This is a genomic window from Streptomyces sp. NPDC048353, assembly GCF_055587165.1.
The window spans coordinates 823799-839841 of the sequence record NZ_JBVJGU010000003.1 but is presented as its reverse complement, the minus strand read 5'-3'; the positions used below and the strand labels follow the sequence as shown (position 1 = coordinate 839841).

Genomic DNA, 16043 nt, shown 5'->3' with positions numbered 1-16043 from the left:
AACCGGTGTCACAAAAGGCCTCCTGCGGAGAGAAGCGGGGCGGGGCGCCCGGGGGTCGTACCTGCGGGCGGGCATCGCCGGAGAGGACGCCCGCCCGAGCCTGCCTACGCCGCCGAGTCGAGGGACTGTCGGCGCTGGGCGGTGCGGCGGGCGGAGGAGGAGGGGCGGGAGCGGCGCGGGCGGCCCGAGGCGGTCCGCTGGGGGCGCTCGGACACCGGCGCCGTGATGACGACCGGGATGCCCGAGGGTGCCTGCGCGCCCGTGATGCGGTGCAGCGCGTCCTCGCCGGAGCGGACCTCGGTGATCCGCGGGCGGATCCCCGCGTCCGACATCAGCCGCGCCATCCCCCGGCGCTGGGCGGGCGTGACGAGGGTGACGACGCTGCCGGACTCGCCCGCGCGGGCGGTACGGCCGCCGCGGTGCAGGTAGTCCTTGTGGTCCGTCGGCGGGTCGACGTTGACGACGAGGTCGAGATTGTCGACATGGATCCCGCGGGCGGCGACGTTCGTGGCGACGAGCACGGTGACGTGCCCGGTCTTGAACTGCGCGAGCGTACGGGTGCGCTGCGGCTGCGACTTGCCACCGTGCAGCGCCGCGGCCCGGACCCCGCTGCCCAGCAGCTCCTTGGTCAGCCGGTCGACGGCGTGCTTGGTGTCGAGGAACATGATCACGCGGCCGTCACGGGCCGCGATCTCGGTCGTGGTGGCCTGCTTGTCGGCGCTGTGGACGTGCAGCACGTGGTGCTCCATCGTCGTGACCGCGCCGGCCGAGGGGTCCACGGAGTGCACCACCGGGTCGGTGAGGTACCGGCGGACCAGCAGGTCGACGTTGCGGTCGAGGGTGGCCGAGAACAGCATCCGCTGCCCCTCCGGACGCACCTGGTCGAGGAGCGCGGTGACCTGAGGCATGAAGCCCATGTCGGCCATCTGGTCGGCCTCGTCGAGGACGGTGATGGCGACCTGGTTCAGCCGGCAGTCGCCGCGGTCGATGAGGTCCTTCAGCCGTCCCGGGGTGGCGACGACCACTTCGGCGCCGCTGCGCAGCGCGCCGGCCTGCCGGCCGATCGACATGCCGCCGACCACCGTGGCCATCCGCAGCCTGAGGGAGCGGGCGTACGGGGTGAGCGCGTCGGTCACCTGCTGCGCCAGCTCGCGGGTGGGGACGAGGATCAGCGCGAGCGGCTGCCGGGGCTCGGCGCGCTGTCCCGCCGTACGGGCCAGCAGGGCGAGGCCGAAGGCCAGGGTCTTGCCCGAGCCGGTGCGTCCGCGGCCCAGGGCGTCACGGCCCGCGAGGGTGTTCGGCAGGGTCGCGCCCTGGATGGGGAACGGAACGGTCACGCCCTCCGCGGTGAGCGCGGCGAGCAGCTGCCCCGGCATGTCGAGGTCGGCGAACGCCTCGACGGCGGGCAGGGCCGGGGTGATCGTCCGGGGGAGGGCGAACTCACCTTGCACGGGTGCGGAACGCCGGCTGGACCCGGCCGGGCGGCTGCGGGAGAAGCGGTCGTTCGACCGGTCCTTGCCGCCGGCGGTGCCACGGTCGTTCGCGCGGTCGTTCATCCGGCCGCCCGCGTGGTTGACGGCGCGGTTGCTCGTGCGGTTGTTCGTGCGTGTGCGGTTCATGTGGAACCTTCCTTGATGCGGCACGTATCAAGGAATTCCCGCGGCAGATGAGCCGCACAGAGAATCGCGAGAACGAGCCAACAGGAGAAACGTCGGGACCGTCGCGGAATACGCGGACGGGGCCGTGCGTCGGAGGGGGCTGCCGGAACGGAGACCCGAGAGGGTGTGCGTCCGGAGCCGGGCGGTACGTCCGCCGTACGGGGCGCCTGCCGAGCGGCGGCACCCTTGAATGCAACGAGCTGGGGCCCGCACCCCAAGGTGCGGGCCCCAGCTCGTACGACGTGCGAGCGTCAGGCGGGAACGATGTTCTCGGCCGTCGGGCCCTTCTGGCCCTGCGCGATGTCGAAGTTCACCTTCTGGCCTTCCTGCAGCTCACGGAAGCCCTGGGCGGCGATGTTCGAGTAGTGGGCGAAGACGTCGGGGCCGCCGCCGTCCTGCTCGATGAAGCCGAAGCCCTTTTCCGCGTTGAACCACTTCACGGTGCCAGATGCCATGTCAATTCTCCTTCGGGGCAGTGCCCGGAGTGCGCACTGTGCGGACTCCGCGTCGCCGCGATGATTGCCCCGCCCGGAAAAAGACCGGAAATACAAAAGCGTTCCCCGCGGCGGAAGACCACCGTCGGGGCGCTTGGGTTTTGGGAACCACAACTGCAACTGACACCGACACTAGCATGGCGAGATCGCCCTTGCGCGGTGAGTAATTCCACGTGAGAGGCGCGGTGAGAAATCCTCACCGCGCCTCGATTCCATATCTCACCCGGCGGTCACAGATATTGCCCCGCCCCGCCCGAAGACTGTCATGGAACGGCCGAGAAAGGGGAACGGCGTACACCGGTCGGACGGGTATCAGGGAAACGTCAGACGTCCGGGACGTCGGGCCCGATCCCCAGCGTGGGCGCGATGGCCCGCCAGATCGTCGCCCTGGCCGAGGCGAGGTCGACCCGGGGATCGTCCAGCATCAGCCGGATGCCGAGCCCGTCACTGAGCGCCAGGACCAGATCGCTGACCGCGGCGACGTCGCACTCCTTGAACTCGCCGGTCTCGACGCCCCGCCGGACGGCCCCGCCCACCCACGCGTGCAGCTGGTCGTACAGGTCCACGGCGAGGTGGCGGGCCGCCGTGTCGCGCTGGGCGCGCACCCACAGCTCCTGCCAGAGCTTCCAGTCCTGGCGGAGCTCCGCGTCCGTCGGCAGCATGCTGCGCAGGATGCGGGCCAGCGCGACCGCCGCCGGGGCCGCGTCGGAGTCGCCCTCGGTGTCCCGGCCCGTCTGGGCGAAGGAGTGCGTCATCGCCTCGGCGAAGAGCTTCTCGCGCGTGTCGAAGTGATAGTGCAGCAGAGCCTTGGAGACGCCGGCGTGTTCGGCCACCTTGCGCATGCTGATGTTCTCGAAACCGATGTCGGCGATCACCTCGCAGGCGGCCATGAGGATCCGCTCGCGTGTCTCGAGTGCGCGCTCGGCCTTGGTCACGTCGGCTGCTCCCCGTGTCGGTGCCCGAAGGGCGGGTGGCCCGGCGGACGGGCCCTGGACGCCGCGGCCACCGGCCGCGGGGCGGCCGCCGCCGGGACCGCCGCCGTCGCAGCCGCCCGCGCCGGGACCGCCGGACCCTCATCCTCGCGCATCGCGACCCCCGTTCCGCCATAGGTGTGGAAGCCCCGGCCCGCCTTGCGGCCGAGCAGGCCCGCCTCCACCATCCGGGCGAGCAGCGGCGGCGGGGCGTACAACGGCTCCCCGTACTCCGCGTACATCGACCGCGCGATGGCCTCGACCGTGTCCAGGCCGATCAGGTCGGCCAGGGCCAGGGGCCCCAGCGGATGGGCGCAGCCCAGCGTCATCGCCCGGTCGATGTCCTCGGGCGACGCGGCCCCGGCCTCCGCCATCCGTACCGCCGCCAGCAGATACGGCACGAGCAGCGCGTTCACGACGAACCCGGCCCGGTCCCGGGCGCGGACCACCTGTTTGCCCAGCACGTCGGCGGCGAAGTCCGACGCCCGGCGGGCGGTCCGCTCGGCGGTGAGCAGGGAGGGCACCAGCTCGACCAGGGGGAGGACCGGGACGGGGTTGAAGAAGTGCAGACCGACCACCTGCTCCGGCCGCGAGGTGGCGGCCGCAAGCCGGGCGACCGGGATGGCGGAGGTGTTCGAGGCCAGCACGGCGTCCCGCCGCTCCACGGTCGCGTCGAGCCGGGCGAAGACCTCCCGCTTCGCCCGTTCCTCCTCGGCCACCGCCTCGACGACGAGGTCCCGGTCGGCCAGCGCCGCCAGGTCGGTGGCCATCGTGATCCGTCCGGCCGCGGCGTCCCGTTCGGCGACGGTGAGCCGCCCGGCGTCCACGGCCCGGGCCAGCGAGCGGGTGATCCGCCGCAGGCCGGCGTCCGCGGCCGCCCGGTCCGTCTCCACCACCACGACGTCCCGGCCGGCGCGGGCGCAGACCTCGGCGATCCCCGATCCCATCAGACCGCAGCCCACGACCCCGACGCGCTCGACGTCCGTCATCGGTCCTCCCTCCCTCCCCGGTCGCCCCGACCGGTCAGACGGCGGACGGCATCCGCAGGACGCCCGTGCCGCGCTTGACGAGTTCGCCCGCGACGATCAGGCGCTGGATCTCGGAAGTGCCCTCCCAGATGCGGTCGACGCGCAGCTCGCGGTAGAGGCGTTCGACCGGGTACGTACGGTCGTAGCCGCGGCCGCCGAAGATCTGCACGCACCGGTCGACCACCCGCCCGGCCGCCTCGCTCGCCGACAGCTTGGCGATGGCCGCCTTGGCGTGCAGGGTCTTCCGGTCGGCCGTACCGTCGTCGACCTCCCAGGCGACCTGGTGGGTGTAGGCGCGGTTGACGGCGATGTCGACGGCGCAGTCGGCGAGCATGCCCTGGATCAGCTGGTAGTCGGCGATGGGGGAGCCGAACTGGCGCCGTTCGACGGCCCAGTCGCGGGCCAGCTCCAGGGCCCGCTCCGCCGCGCCGATCGTCCGGGCGGCGATCATCAGCCGTTCCTCGCTGAACCAGGCCCGGGTGATGTCGTAGCCGTTGCCGACCTCGCCGAGGACGGCGTCGTCGGCGACGTGCACGTCGGTGAAGGTGAACTCGGGGTGTTCGTAGACGAAGGTGTGCGTCCAGCGCGGCACCCGGGTCATCTCGACGCCCGGCGTGTCCTTGTCCACCAGGAAGAGGGTCGGGGCCCGCTCATCCCCGGCGTCCCCCGCGAGGGCGAGCACGATCATGAAGTCGGCGTGGTCGCCGACGGTGACGAACCACTTCTCGCCGTTCAGCACCCAGCCGCCGGTGGTCCGCGTCGCCGTGGTCCGCAGACTCTGCGGGTCCGACCCGGCCTCGGGCTCGCTCACCGCGTAGCAGTCGCGGCGCTGCCCCTTGATCACCGGGACGAGGTACCGCTCGCGCTGTTCCGGGGTGCAGAAGGACAGGGCGTTGGCGGGGCGCCAGACCATGTCCCACAGGGCGCCGGTGAGCCGCCCCAGCTCCGCCTGGACCGTCACCTGCTCCAGGACGGTGAGGCCGGCGCCGCCCCACTCCTCGGGCATGTTGACGGCCTGCAGGCCGCTGTCGAGGACGGCGTCGCGGATCGCGGTGTGGGCGAGCGGGGGCAGGCCGTTGTTCTCCTCGCAGTCCAGTTCGTACGCCGTGATGAACTCGGTGAGCGCGCGCGCCGAGGCCTTGAGCTCCTGCTGACGGGCGGTGAGACGGAAGTCCATGCCGGTGACTCCTCCGGGGTCGGGGTGGGAAGGGGCTTCAGACGGTGGTGGGCAGCGCGAGCGCCCGCGTGCCGCGCTTGATCAGCTCGTTGGCGATGATCAGGCGCTGGATCTCGGAGGTGCCCTCCCAGATGCGGTCGACGCGCAGCTCGCGGTACATCCGCTCGACGGGGTACGTACGGTCGTAGCCGCGGCCGCCGAAGATCTGGACGCACCGGTCGATCACCCGCCCGGCGGCCTCGCTGGCCGCGAGCTTCGCCGTCGACGCCTTGGCGTGGAGGGTCTTGCGGTCGGTCTCCGGCCGGTCGGCCTCCCAGGCGACCTGGTGGGTATAGGCGCGGTTGACGGCGATGTCGACGGCGCAGTCGGCGAGCATGCCCTGGATCAGCTGGAAGTCGGCGATGGGGGAGCCGAACTGGCGCCGCTCGACGGCCCAGTCGCGGGCCAGCTCCAGGGCCCGCTCGGCGGCACCGACGGTCCGGGCGGCGATCATCAGGCGCTCGTCGGTGAACCACTCCTTGGTCAGCTCGTAGCCGTTGCCGACGCCGCCGAGCACGTCCTCATCGGGGACGAAGACGTCGGTGAAGGTGAACTCGGGGTGCCCGTTCACCGCGGAGTGCATGAACCTGGGCACCCGGGTCATCGCCACGCCCGGCGCCGCCTTGTCCACGAAGAACAGGGTCGCGGCCCGCTCCGGGCCCGCGTCGGCCTGTACGAGCAGGAAGTCGGCGATGTCGCCGCAGGTCACGAACCACTTCTCGCCGTTGAGCAGCCAGCCGCCGTCGGTCCGGGTCGCGGTGCTGGTGCCGGAACCGGGGTCCGAGCCCGCGCCGGGTTCGGTCACCGCGAACGCGTCGAACCGCTCGCCCCGGACGACGGGCAGGAGGTACTTCTCCCGCTGGGCCTCGGTGCCGTACGCGAGGACGTTGGCGGGACGCCAGGGGATGTCCCAGAGGCAGTTGGTGACCTTGCCGAACTCCTCCTCGACGATGACCTGGTCGAGGAGGGACAGCCCGGCACCACCCCACTCGGCGGGCATGTTGATCGCGTAGACGCCCGCGTCGATCGCGGCGCGGGTCAGCTCGCGCACGGTGTCGGCGGGCAGCGGGCCGCCCGCCTCCTCCGACTGGTCCTCGTACGTCATCAGGAGCCGGGCGTAGGCGGCGGCCCGGTCCTTGAGCGCGGTCTGCTCGGGGGTGTAGCGGAAGTCCATGTGTCCTCCGGGGCACGGTCGATCGAGGAGTGAGGGGGAGGGGGAAAGGGGGAGGGAGGTGAGGGTGGGGCGGTCGGGAGGACGCGGTGGTCAGGCGGAGACGGCCCGGGCGTCCAGGGCCAGGGCGCCGTCCGGGCGCACCAGCAGGGGATTGACCTCCAGTTCGGCGATCTCCGGGTGCGCGGCGGCGACGGTGGTGATCCGCTCGATCACGGCGGCCGCGGCGGCGACGTCCACGGCCGGCCTGCCGCGCACACCGGCCAGCAGCGCGGCGCTCCGCAGACCGTGCAGCAGGGTCCTGGCCCGCTGGGCCGGCACGGGCGCGAGGGCGAAGGCGACATCGCGCAGGGTCTCGGTGAGCACACCGCCGAGCCCCACCATGGCCACCGGCCCGAAGCGGGGGTCGCGGTGCACGCCCACGATCAGCTCGACGCCGTCGGTGAGATCGGCCATCGCCTCGACCGAGTACGCGGGGGCGCGCAGCCGGCCGTGCATCTCCCGGTACGCGGCGAGGAGCGCGTCCCGGTCGGCCAGCCGCAGCGCCACGCCGCCCGCGTCGGACTTGTGCAGGAGGTGCAGGGCCTTCAGCACGTACGGCCCCGGGAAGGCGTCGGCCGCGGCGAGGAGCCCGGCCTCGTCGGTGATCTCCCGCGCGGTGGGGAACGGCACACCGGCGGCGTCGAGGAGCGCACGGACACCGTGATAGCCCAGGTCCCCCGGCGGAGCCTCGGCGGGCGGCACCGAGGTCACCCCCAGGCCGTCACCCCCCGCACGCCCGGTCATCGCGGCCAGCGCCCGCGCGGCGTCCTCACTGGCGGAGAACACCGGCACCCCGGCCTCCACCAGCACCCGGCAGCTCGGCGATCCCGGATACATCGACTGCACGACGAACGGCTTCCCGCCGGCCCCGACCCGCACGGCGATCTCCTTGGCGGCGGCCACCTCCCCGTCCGCGAGCACGGAACCCGCGGCCGGGGCGGAACGGGCCTGTCCCGCGACGGAAGCGCTGGGATCGGAGGGAGCGGAGGGATCGGTGGGGCCGGCGGGGCTGGTGGGTCCGGAGGCGTCGGGGGCTCCGCCGGCCGCCGCCCGCGGGGAGGCGTCCGGGGGTGGGGCGCCGGGGGTGCCCAGGCCGCCCTCGGCGGCCGCGTAGCCGCCGAAGTAGCCGGTCATCAGGATCGCGTCGACCTCCTCGGCGGCGAGCAGGCCGGCGACGGTGTCGGCGTACGAGTGGGGGCGCTGCTCGCCCATGCCCGCGAGGTCGACGGGGTTGCCGACGGCGGACTGTTCCCAGAGGACGGTCCGGAGCCGGTCCTGTGTGGCGCCGGTGAGTTCCGGTACGGCGAGGCCCGCGTCCTCGGCCGCGTCGGCGGCGACGGCTCCGTGGCCGCCGCCGTCGGTGAAGACGGCGGTCCGTCGGCCGCCCGCGCGCCGCGGACCGGCGTTCAGCGCGGCCAGTACGACCGTCATCTCCCGTGGTGTACGGACGAGTTCGACGCCCGCGTCACGGCACGCGGCCGCCACCACGTCGGCCGAGGTGGTGAGCGCGCCGGTGTGCGACTGGGCGCTCCGGGCGGAGGCGGCGCCCCGGCCCGCGGTGAGCAGCACCACCGGCTTGCCCGCCGCCGCGGCGGCCCGCGCGAAGGCCCTGCCGTCGCCGAAGTCCTCGGCGTACACCGCGATCGTCGAGGTGGCCGGGTGCGCGGCGCAGTCCTCGACGAGGTCGACGAGGGTGACGTCGGCCTGGTTGCCGAGCGAGACGAACCGGGAGAAGCCCAGGCCGTGCGGGGCGCCGCGGAGCTGGAGTTCGAGGGCGAGGTTGCCGCTCTGGCTCAGCAGCGCGACGCCGCCGGGCTCGAAGCGGTCCGAGGCGAGGTACAGCTCCGTCGTGTTGTCGGCGACGCCCAGGCAGTTGGGTCCGACGAGGACCGCTCCGGCGTCCCGTACCCGCGCGGCGATCGCCCGCTGCCGGGCCAGCCCGGCGGGCCCGGACTCCGCGAAACCCGCGGTGATGGCGACGATCGCCTTCGCCCCGCAGGCCAGCGCGTCGTCGACGGCGGCCTCGAAACCGGCGCCGGGGACGGCGATGACGACCAGCTCGACGGGTTCGCCGACGGCCGCAAGCGAGGGTGCGGCCGTCCGGCCGAGGACGGTGCCGCCGCGCCGGTTCACCAGATGGACGGGCCGCCGGTGGGCGGGGGCCCGCAGCGCCTGGGAGGCCACCGCGTGGCCGTACTTCGCGGGGTCGTCGCTGGCGCCGACCACCGCGACGGAGCGGGGGTCGAAGAGCGCGGTCAGGTCGCGTCCCATGTCACTTCTCCAGTCGGAGGGCGGAGTTGGGGCAGCTCTCGGCGCAGGCGCGCGCCGCGTCCTCCGCGTCGGGCGGGACGGCGACGGCGAGGACCCGCGCGTAACCCCACTCGTCGAGTTCGACGAGCTCGGGCGCGTGTTCCTGGCACAGTCCGTAGCCCTGGCAGCGGGTGGAGTCCAGCAGGAGTTTCACGGTGTTCCCTTCAGGGCGGGCAGCGGGGTACGGGCCGGGGTGCCGTCGGCGACCCGGGGCACGGCCACGGCGAGGCGGCGGCCGGCGTCCCCCGGCGGGATGGCGGCGCAGTCCGGGCACGGGGTGCGGAGGTGGGACTCGGAGAGGCCGGGGAAGGCGCGCAGCAGGCTGCCGGCGGTCCCGGCGGCGGCGTCGAGCAGACCGCACGCGCCGCGCCCGGGCAGGCCCCGCGACCACCGGTCCAGCTTGGTGAGGGTGTCCGCGTCCGCCGAGCCCGCGGCAAGGGCGTCGACGGCGTCGCGGATCGCCCCGGTGCCGGACACGCAGACGCCGCACTGCCGGGCGCTCTCCGCCGCGAGGTGCCGCAGCGCGTCGGCGGCGGCGGACACGGGGCAGGCGTCGGAGGCGAGGAAGCGGATCGCCCCGCAGCCCAGCGCGGTGCCCGCCGCGGCGAGCGCGTCCGGTTCGAGGGACAGGTCCAGGGCGCCGCGGTCGACGAGGCCCCCGAACAGCCCGCCCATCAACGCCCCCGCCGCGTCCGGGGCGCCGTACGCCGCCGCCAGGGTGCGCAGCGGGACGCCGTACGGCACCTCGGCGAGTACCGGTTCGGCGCGGTCGCCGGAGAGCGTCACCAGCGTGGTGCGGGCGATCCGTTCGCGCAGGTCGGGCCGTGCGGCGGTGAGGGCGATCCGGGCGAGCGTCTCGACGTTGGAGACGAGGGTCGGCGCGCCGCCGACACCCCGCTCGAAGGGGCGGGGCGGCTTGGCGAGCGGCAGCGCCGGACCGCCGTCGATCCTGCGGACGACCGCGGTCTCCTCGCCCGCGACATAGCTGTGGCCGGTCTCGACGACCTCGACGGGCAGGGGCGGCGGGCGTTCGGCGAGGGCGCGGCGGACGCGGACGGCCGCCTCCGGGTCCGAGAGGTAGACGTAGCCGCGGACGGCGCCGGTGATCGAGGCGGCGTGGGCGAGGCCGTCCAGGACCAGGTGCGGGCGGGCCTGCAACAGCCAGCGGTCCTTGACCGAACCCGGCTCCCCCTCCTCGCCGTTGGCCACCACGACCGGGGCGCCCGCGCGGTCGCGGACGGCCCGCAGTTTGACGGCGACGGGGAACCCGGCTCCGCCGCGACCGCGCAGACCGGACGCGGCGAGGTGGTCCAGGAGCTCGGCGGGGAGCGGCGGAGCGGCGGCCGCGCCGTGGGCGGGGTCGGCGTAGCCGCCGGTGGCGCGGTACGCCTCGGCGGACTCCGCGCGGTCCGGTGCCGCTCCGAGGACGGAATCGGGCGTGGGCCCGGACGGGAATCGGATCGTGGTCATCGGCTGCCTCCTTTCCGGCCGGGGGGCCGAGGGGCCCGAGAGGTTCGGGGGGTGGGTGAGGGCAGGGGTAGCGGGTGGGGCGGAGGGCCCGGTGGGGTCCGGCGGCTCGGCTGGTCGTAGGGAGGGTGCGGTGGGGTCTGGCGGCTCGGTTGCTCGTACGGAGGGTGCGGTGGGGTCTGCCCGCTCGGAGCGGACGGCGGGGGCCCCTCGGCCGGGGCCGGCGGTCTCCGCCCTTCCCGGCGGTCCCGCAGGGTCCGTACGGCGTTCTCGAGCGCGGTGCGTTCCCTCGCTGTGCGGTCGTACTCGGCGCCCGGGAGGCCGATGAGCATGCGGTGGTGGTCGAGGACGACCTCGCCGGCGAGGAGCGCGGCCGTGTGGTCGCCCGGCCGTGACCCGTCGGCCACGGCGGTGACCAGGTCGGTGACCTCGGCGAGGTAGCGCAGCCAGCTGTGGCGGCTGCCGCGCAGGATCAGCCGTTCCACGCGGCGCCGTTCGGCGCCCGTCCGTTCGGTGGAGACGCCGGGGGCGTGCCGGGACGGGGTGCGCAGGGCGGCGACCGCGGCAGGCAGTTCCCGTTCCGGTTCGGGGGTGAGTCCGAGCCAGTCCAGACGGCGACGACCGCTCATGCGTGCCTCCGGGAAAGGGGAGGGGGCGGGGAAGTGGGGGAGGGAGGAGCGTGAAGGCCGGCCGGATGAGAGGCCAGGCGGGCTGCTTCCACCCCTGTGAGCAGGGTGGATGCGCGAAAGCGCCGGAGCAGCGACAGACGGCAAGAACGCTGACCGATCGGTCAGGGAGTGGTTTCACGCTAGCTGACCGATCGGTCAGCCCACAAGTCTTGACCCCATGGAATTCAGCCACCAGGCTTGCTGTCCAATCGGTCAGCCTGACTCGGCGCCCGCCGCGATCGGCTGCCCGCCGCCGGGCCGCGCGCCCTCGCCGACACCGCTCGACACGGGTGACCGGCGACCGCTCACGGCCCTCCGTAACCGGCCTCCGCTCACCGTCCACGGCCCTTCGCACCGGCCTCCGCTCACCGATCGCGGCCCCCGCACCGCTCACCGATCGCGGCCCCCGCACCGCTCACCGACCCGAGCACGGGTCACGGCCCCACCGACACCTCGATCTCCGACCCGAGCACGGATCACGGACCCACCGACACATCGATCACCGACACCGATCGCCGCACCGCCGGCACCGAGGAGTCATCCGATGCAGTCCAAAGCCCCCGAGACCCCTCTCCCCCTCGAACCGCCCGCCCGGGGCACGCCCCGCGACGCCCCCGGTGACGACCCCGGCCCGGCGCTGTCCGCCCGCCACTACACCGACCCCGAGGTGGCCGCCGCCGAGATGCGGCACGTCTTCGCCCATTCCTGGCAGCTCGTCTGCCACGAGTCCGACCTGCCGGGGCCCGGCGCCCGGCTCGCCGCCACGGTCGCCGACCGGGAGGTCCTGGTCGTCCGCACCGAGGACGGCGGTCTCGCCGCCCACCTCAACGTGTGCCGCCACCGCGGAACCCAACTGGTCACGGCCCCGGAACCGGCCGGGAAGGCGATCCGGTGCCCGTACCACGGCTGGACGTACCGCCTCGACGGCAGCCTGGTCGGCGCCCCGGAGGCCCGGCAGATCCCCTGCCTCGACAAGCCGCGCCTCGGGCTGTTCCCGGCCCGGGTGGAATCCTTCCTCGGCTTCGTCTTCGTCTCCCTGGACCTCGACGCCGTACCGCTCGCGGAGCAGTGCGCCGGACTCGCCGAGGCGGTCGGTCACTACGCCGGGGCCGACCTGGTCCCGGTCGGCCGCGGCCGTATCCACGACCTGGCCGGCGCCGAAGTGCAGCAGGCCAACTGGAAGGTGGCAGTCGACAACTACCTGGAGGGCTACCACGTCCCCGTCGCGCACCCCGGGCTGATGCGGCTGCTCGACTACCAGGGCTACACCTGCGAGATCGAGGAGTCCTACGCCCTCTTCGCCTCGCCCCTGCGCGACAAGCCGTCCTCCAACTGGGCCGAACGCCTCTACCAGCGTGTCGCCGCGCCCATGCCCGGCCTCGGCGAGGAAGACCGGCGGGTCTGGCGGTACGCCGTGATCTACCCGAACACCCTCATCGACTTCTATCCCGATCACGTCCTGGCATGGACCGCGATCCCGACGGGGGTCGACCGGGTGGCGGTGCCCGGCGCCTTCTACACCCGCCGCGGGACGGGGCCGCGCACCCGGCTCGCCCGCCGCCTCAACATGCACATCGGCTGGATCACCAACGACGAGGACGCCGAGCTGGTGGCCCGCGTGCAGAAGGGGCTCTCCACCCCCGGGTTCCACCCCGGGCCCCTCTCCCGCCGCGAGTCGGCGGTCGGCTGGTTCGCCGGCCGCATCCGCGCCGACCTGGCCGCCGCGGAGCGGTGAACCGTATGCCCGGACCGGCAGACCGGGTAGACCCGGCCGACCCGGCCGACCCGGCCGACCCGGCCGACCCGGCCGACCCGGCCGACCCGGCAGACCCGGCTGCCCCGTCGATCCGGCCGATCCCCGGTCCCGTCGAACCCGCTGACCCCGTCGAACCCGCTGACCCCGTCGACCTGGCCGATCCCGGCCGGTCCCGTCGCCGCGGAGCGGTGAACCGCCCCCGCCCGTAGCCGAACGCGCCACGCCGCGCACCGTTCGTCCCCCGCCGTCCCCCTGCGGCCCTACGGAGAGGACACCGATGTCCCCCGAGGCACAGCCCCCGTCACCCCGCCCGTTCCGCCCCCGGCCCCCGCTCTCCCGAAGGGCGTTCCTCCGCGCCGGCACCGGAGTCGGAGCCTCCGCCGCCCTCGGACTCACGGCGGCCGGCTGCGGATTCGCCCCCGTCGACGACGCGGCCGCCCGCGCCGCCGCGGAGGCCCCGATCGACGTCGAGGTGGACGGCGACCTCGTCTACTTCAACTGGGCCGACTTCGTCGACCCGGCCGTCTTCGCGGGCTTCGAGAAGGAGTACGGCGTCAAGGTCGTCCAGTCGAACTTCGACTCCATGGAGGGCATGACCGCCAAGCTCAACGCCGGCAACCGCTACGACATCATCTTCCCCACCGCGAAATGGGCCGAGCGCCTCACCGCCGGCGGCCGGCTGCGGCGCATCGACCACTCCCGGCTGAGGAACGCCGAGGCGGTCTTCGGCGCTTACGACTACTTCGCCGACCCGTGGTACGACCCCGGCTCCGCGCACACCGTCCCCTTCACCATGTACAAGACCGGCATCGGCTGGCGCAGGGACCGCCTCGGCGATCTCACCGGCTCCTGGGACGACCTGTGGAACGACCGTGCCCGGGGCAGGGTCTTCGTCCTCGACGACCGCGACGAGGTGCTCGGCCTGGGCGCGCTCAAGCTCGGCCACGACCTCACCACGGGCGAGCGCGCGGAACTCGACGGGGTCACGGACACGCTGCGCTCCCTCCGTCCCCGGCTGCGCGGCTTCTCCAGCGACAGCTACAACAACCTGCTCAACGGCAACGCCGACATGACGCAGGCCTGGAGCGGTGACATGGCCGCCATGCTCGCCCAGGCGAAGGACCCCCGGGTCTTCGGCTTCGAAACGGCCCGCGAGGGTGCCCCCGTCAACTCCGACTGCTACGCCATCCCCGTCGACGCCCGGCACCCCGGCACCGCGATGCTCTTCATCGACTACATGCTCCGCCCGGAGAACGTACGGCGGAACATCGAGTACATCGGCTACCCCATGCCGGTCCGCGGCAGCGAGGACACCTACGCCGCGCTCGTGGAACCGTTCCCCGACTGTCTGGTGACCGCGGCCGATCTGAAGGCCGACCTCTTCTTCCGTAACGGCACCGCCGAGGCCGAGAAGGCCCGCGACGCCGCCTGGACCGCTGTGAAGGCGGGCTGACATGGCACGACGCCCCCACCACCACCCCGGGGCCCGGGCGCAGACGCGCCTGTGGACCTGGCTCATGCTCCCCGGCACCCTCTGGATGACCGGCTTCCTCGTCGCCTCCCTGCTGCTCGTGGCCACCCTGGCGCTCGGCACCACCGACCCGCTCGGCAATCCGCGCTTCGGGCTCGACTTCGGCAACATCGCCGCCCTGGCCGATCCGGCGTACCGCACCGTCCTGCTCCGCTCCCTCGGCTACGCCCTGATCACCTGCGTGATCTGCCTCGCCGTGGCCTACCCGGTCGCCTACACCATCGCGCTGCGCGGCGGACGCTTCAAGAACCTGCTGGTCGCCGCGATCGTGGTGCCCTTCTTCGCCAACTACCTGGTGCGGATGTACGGCTGGTCGGTCGTCCTCTCCGACGACGGGCCGCTGCTCCGGGCACTGCGCGCGACCGGCCTCGCCGACGGGGACACCAAGATCCTGCAGACGGGCACGGGCGTCGTCGCCGGACTCGTCTACGGCTTCGTCGTCTTCATGATCATCCCGCTGTACGCGGCCATGGAGCGGATGGACCTCTCGCTGATCGAGGCCGGACGCGACCTCTACGGCGGCCCGCTGCGCACCTTCCTCTTCGTCACCGTCCCCGCCACCCGGCAGGGCGCGGCGGCCGGCTGCGTCCTCGTCTTCCTGCCCGCCATGGGCGACTTCGTCAGCGCCCAGCTCATGGGAGGACCCGACCAGATCATGATCGGCAACCTGATCCAGGACAAGTTCTTCCAGGGCCAGAACTGGCCGCTCGGCTCGGCCCTCACCATGCTGCTGATGGCGGTCCTGTTCCTCGGCCTGCTCGGCTATCTGCGGCGCACCCGCAAGGACGAGGCGGAGGTCGCCCGATGACCCTCCGCCCCGCCGCGCACCGCCAGCCCCGCGAGGACGGTCCGCCCGCCGCCCGGCCCCACGGCTCCGCCCCCACCGGGCCGTCCGGGCCGCCCCGCCGGCGCCGCCGCGGCGCGGAGCGCCCGCCGCGCTTCGCGATCGCCGTCACCGTCGTCTTCTTCGCGCTGCTCTACCTCCCCGTCGCCGTCGTCGTCCTCTTCTCCTTCAACTCGGCGAAGTCCCTCACCGTCCTCGACGGACTCAGCCTCCGCTGGTACGGGGCCTTCCTCCGCGACGACGTCCTCCTCGAATCGCTCGGCATGAGCCTGGAGGTGTCCCTGGTCGCCATGGCCGGCTCGCTGGTCCTCGGCGTGGCCCTGGCCCTGGGGCTCGTCCGCGGCCGGAGCCGCCTCGGCGCCTTCGCCGGCCTGGTCATGCTCGTCCCGCTGATCACGCCGGAGATCGTCACCGGCGTCGCGGCCATGCTCCTCTTCAAGGGGCTCGGCATCACCCTGTCCACCACGACCGTGATGCTCGCCGAGATCACCTTCTCCATCTCCTACGTGACGGTGATCCTCCGCTCCCGCATCGCGGCGCTGAACCCCGAGGTCGAAGAGGCCGCGATGGACCTCGGCGCCACCCGGCGGCAGGCCCTGCGCCTGGTGACCCTGCCCGCGCTGCTCCCCAGCATCCTCGCGTCCGCGGTGCTGATCTTCGCCCTGGTCTTCGACGACTTCGTCCTCGCGTACTTCACCACCGGCGTCGACCCGCAGCCGCTGTCCGTCCGCATCTACTCGGCGATCCGGTTCGGCGTCCAGCCCACCATCAACGCCGTCGGCACCCTGATGCTCGCCGGATCCATCGGGCTCATCGCCCTCGCCCTGGCCATCCCGCGCCTCTTCGGCCGCCACGGCGGCCTCGATCTGCTCTCCGGGAAGTGACCC

At 73.6% G+C, this 16043-nt stretch carries 13 protein-coding genes and 1 pseudogene; 4 read left to right on the top strand and 10 right to left on the bottom strand.

The features are described from left to right. Positions 1–104: 104 nt before the first annotated feature. The 10 genes and pseudogenes from ACZ6RC_RS14050 to ACZ6RC_RS14005 form a co-directional block, all read right to left on the bottom strand. Positions 105–1619 (bottom strand): DEAD/DEAH box helicase, encoded by a 1515-nt coding sequence (locus ACZ6RC_RS14050; RefSeq protein ID WP_469582295.1) that lies wholly within the window; start codon positions 1617–1619, stop codon positions 105–107. A gap of 290 nt (positions 1620–1909) precedes the next feature. Further along, positions 1910–2113, bottom strand: coding sequence for a cold-shock protein (locus ACZ6RC_RS14045; RefSeq protein ID WP_030693997.1), 204 nt, complete (start codon positions 2111–2113; stop codon positions 1910–1912). 362 nt (positions 2114–2475) lie between these two features. Then, positions 2476–3087, bottom strand: a complete 612-nt coding sequence (locus tag ACZ6RC_RS14040; RefSeq protein ID WP_391142039.1) for a TetR/AcrR family transcriptional regulator — start codon at positions 3085–3087, stop codon at positions 2476–2478. Positions 3088–3257: 170 nt separating this feature from the next. Beyond that, a pseudogene (locus tag ACZ6RC_RS14035) lies at positions 3258–4112 on the bottom strand (3-hydroxybutyryl-CoA dehydrogenase); the annotation flags it as partial. A 34-nt stretch (positions 4113–4146) separates the two neighbouring features. Further along, positions 4147–5328 carry an acyl-CoA dehydrogenase family protein gene (locus tag ACZ6RC_RS14030; RefSeq protein ID WP_391142041.1) on the bottom strand — a complete coding sequence of 394 codons (1182 nt, stop codon included), beginning with the start codon at positions 5326–5328 and terminating at the stop codon, positions 4147–4149. A 37-nt stretch (positions 5329–5365) separates the two neighbouring features. Further along, a complete protein-coding gene (locus tag ACZ6RC_RS14025; RefSeq protein ID WP_469582290.1) occupies positions 5366–6541 on the bottom strand; it encodes an acyl-CoA dehydrogenase family protein in 1176 nt (391 codons plus the stop codon). Between the two features lie 90 nt (positions 6542–6631). Beyond that, on the bottom strand, positions 6632–8851 hold the full coding sequence (locus ACZ6RC_RS14020) for an acetate--CoA ligase family protein (RefSeq protein ID WP_469582288.1): 2220 nt from the start codon (positions 8849–8851) through the stop codon (positions 6632–6634). A 1-nt stretch (position 8852) separates the two neighbouring features. Beyond that, positions 8853–9044: a ferredoxin gene (locus ACZ6RC_RS14015; RefSeq protein WP_391142048.1), complete on the bottom strand. Its 192-nt coding sequence runs from the start codon at positions 9042–9044 to the stop codon at positions 8853–8855. Beyond that, positions 9041–10360, bottom strand: coding sequence for an NADH-ubiquinone oxidoreductase-F iron-sulfur binding region domain-containing protein (locus ACZ6RC_RS14010; protein WP_469582280.1), 1320 nt, complete (start codon positions 10358–10360; stop codon positions 9041–9043). Before ACZ6RC_RS14010 ends, ACZ6RC_RS14015 begins: the two co-directional genes overlap by 4 nt. Beyond that, positions 10357–10986, bottom strand: a complete 630-nt coding sequence (locus tag ACZ6RC_RS14005) for a hypothetical protein (RefSeq protein ID WP_469582277.1) — start codon at positions 10984–10986, stop codon at positions 10357–10359. Before ACZ6RC_RS14005 ends, ACZ6RC_RS14010 begins: the two co-directional genes overlap by 4 nt. Positions 10987–11569: 583 nt before the next feature. On the opposite strand from ACZ6RC_RS14005, the gene ACZ6RC_RS14000 reads away from it, so the two are divergent. From ACZ6RC_RS14000 to ACZ6RC_RS13985, 4 genes are all read left to right on the top strand, one after another. Then, the gene (locus ACZ6RC_RS14000) at positions 11570–12760 is read left to right on the top strand and encodes an aromatic ring-hydroxylating oxygenase subunit alpha (RefSeq protein WP_469582275.1); all 1191 of its coding nucleotides are present in this window, start codon (positions 11570–11572) and stop codon (positions 12758–12760) included. A gap of 298 nt (positions 12761–13058) precedes the next feature. Next, a complete protein-coding gene (locus ACZ6RC_RS13995; protein WP_469582272.1) occupies positions 13059–14234 on the top strand; it encodes a polyamine ABC transporter substrate-binding protein in 1176 nt (391 codons plus the stop codon). A gap of 1 nt (position 14235) precedes the next feature. After that, complete coding sequence (locus ACZ6RC_RS13990; RefSeq protein WP_469582270.1) at positions 14236–15120, top strand: ABC transporter permease; 885 nt, start codon at positions 14236–14238, stop codon at positions 15118–15120. Further along, positions 15117–16040, top strand: a complete 924-nt coding sequence (locus ACZ6RC_RS13985) for an ABC transporter permease (protein ID WP_469582268.1) — start codon at positions 15117–15119, stop codon at positions 16038–16040. Before ACZ6RC_RS13990 ends, ACZ6RC_RS13985 begins: the two co-directional genes overlap by 4 nt. Positions 16041–16043: the final 3 nt, after the last annotated feature.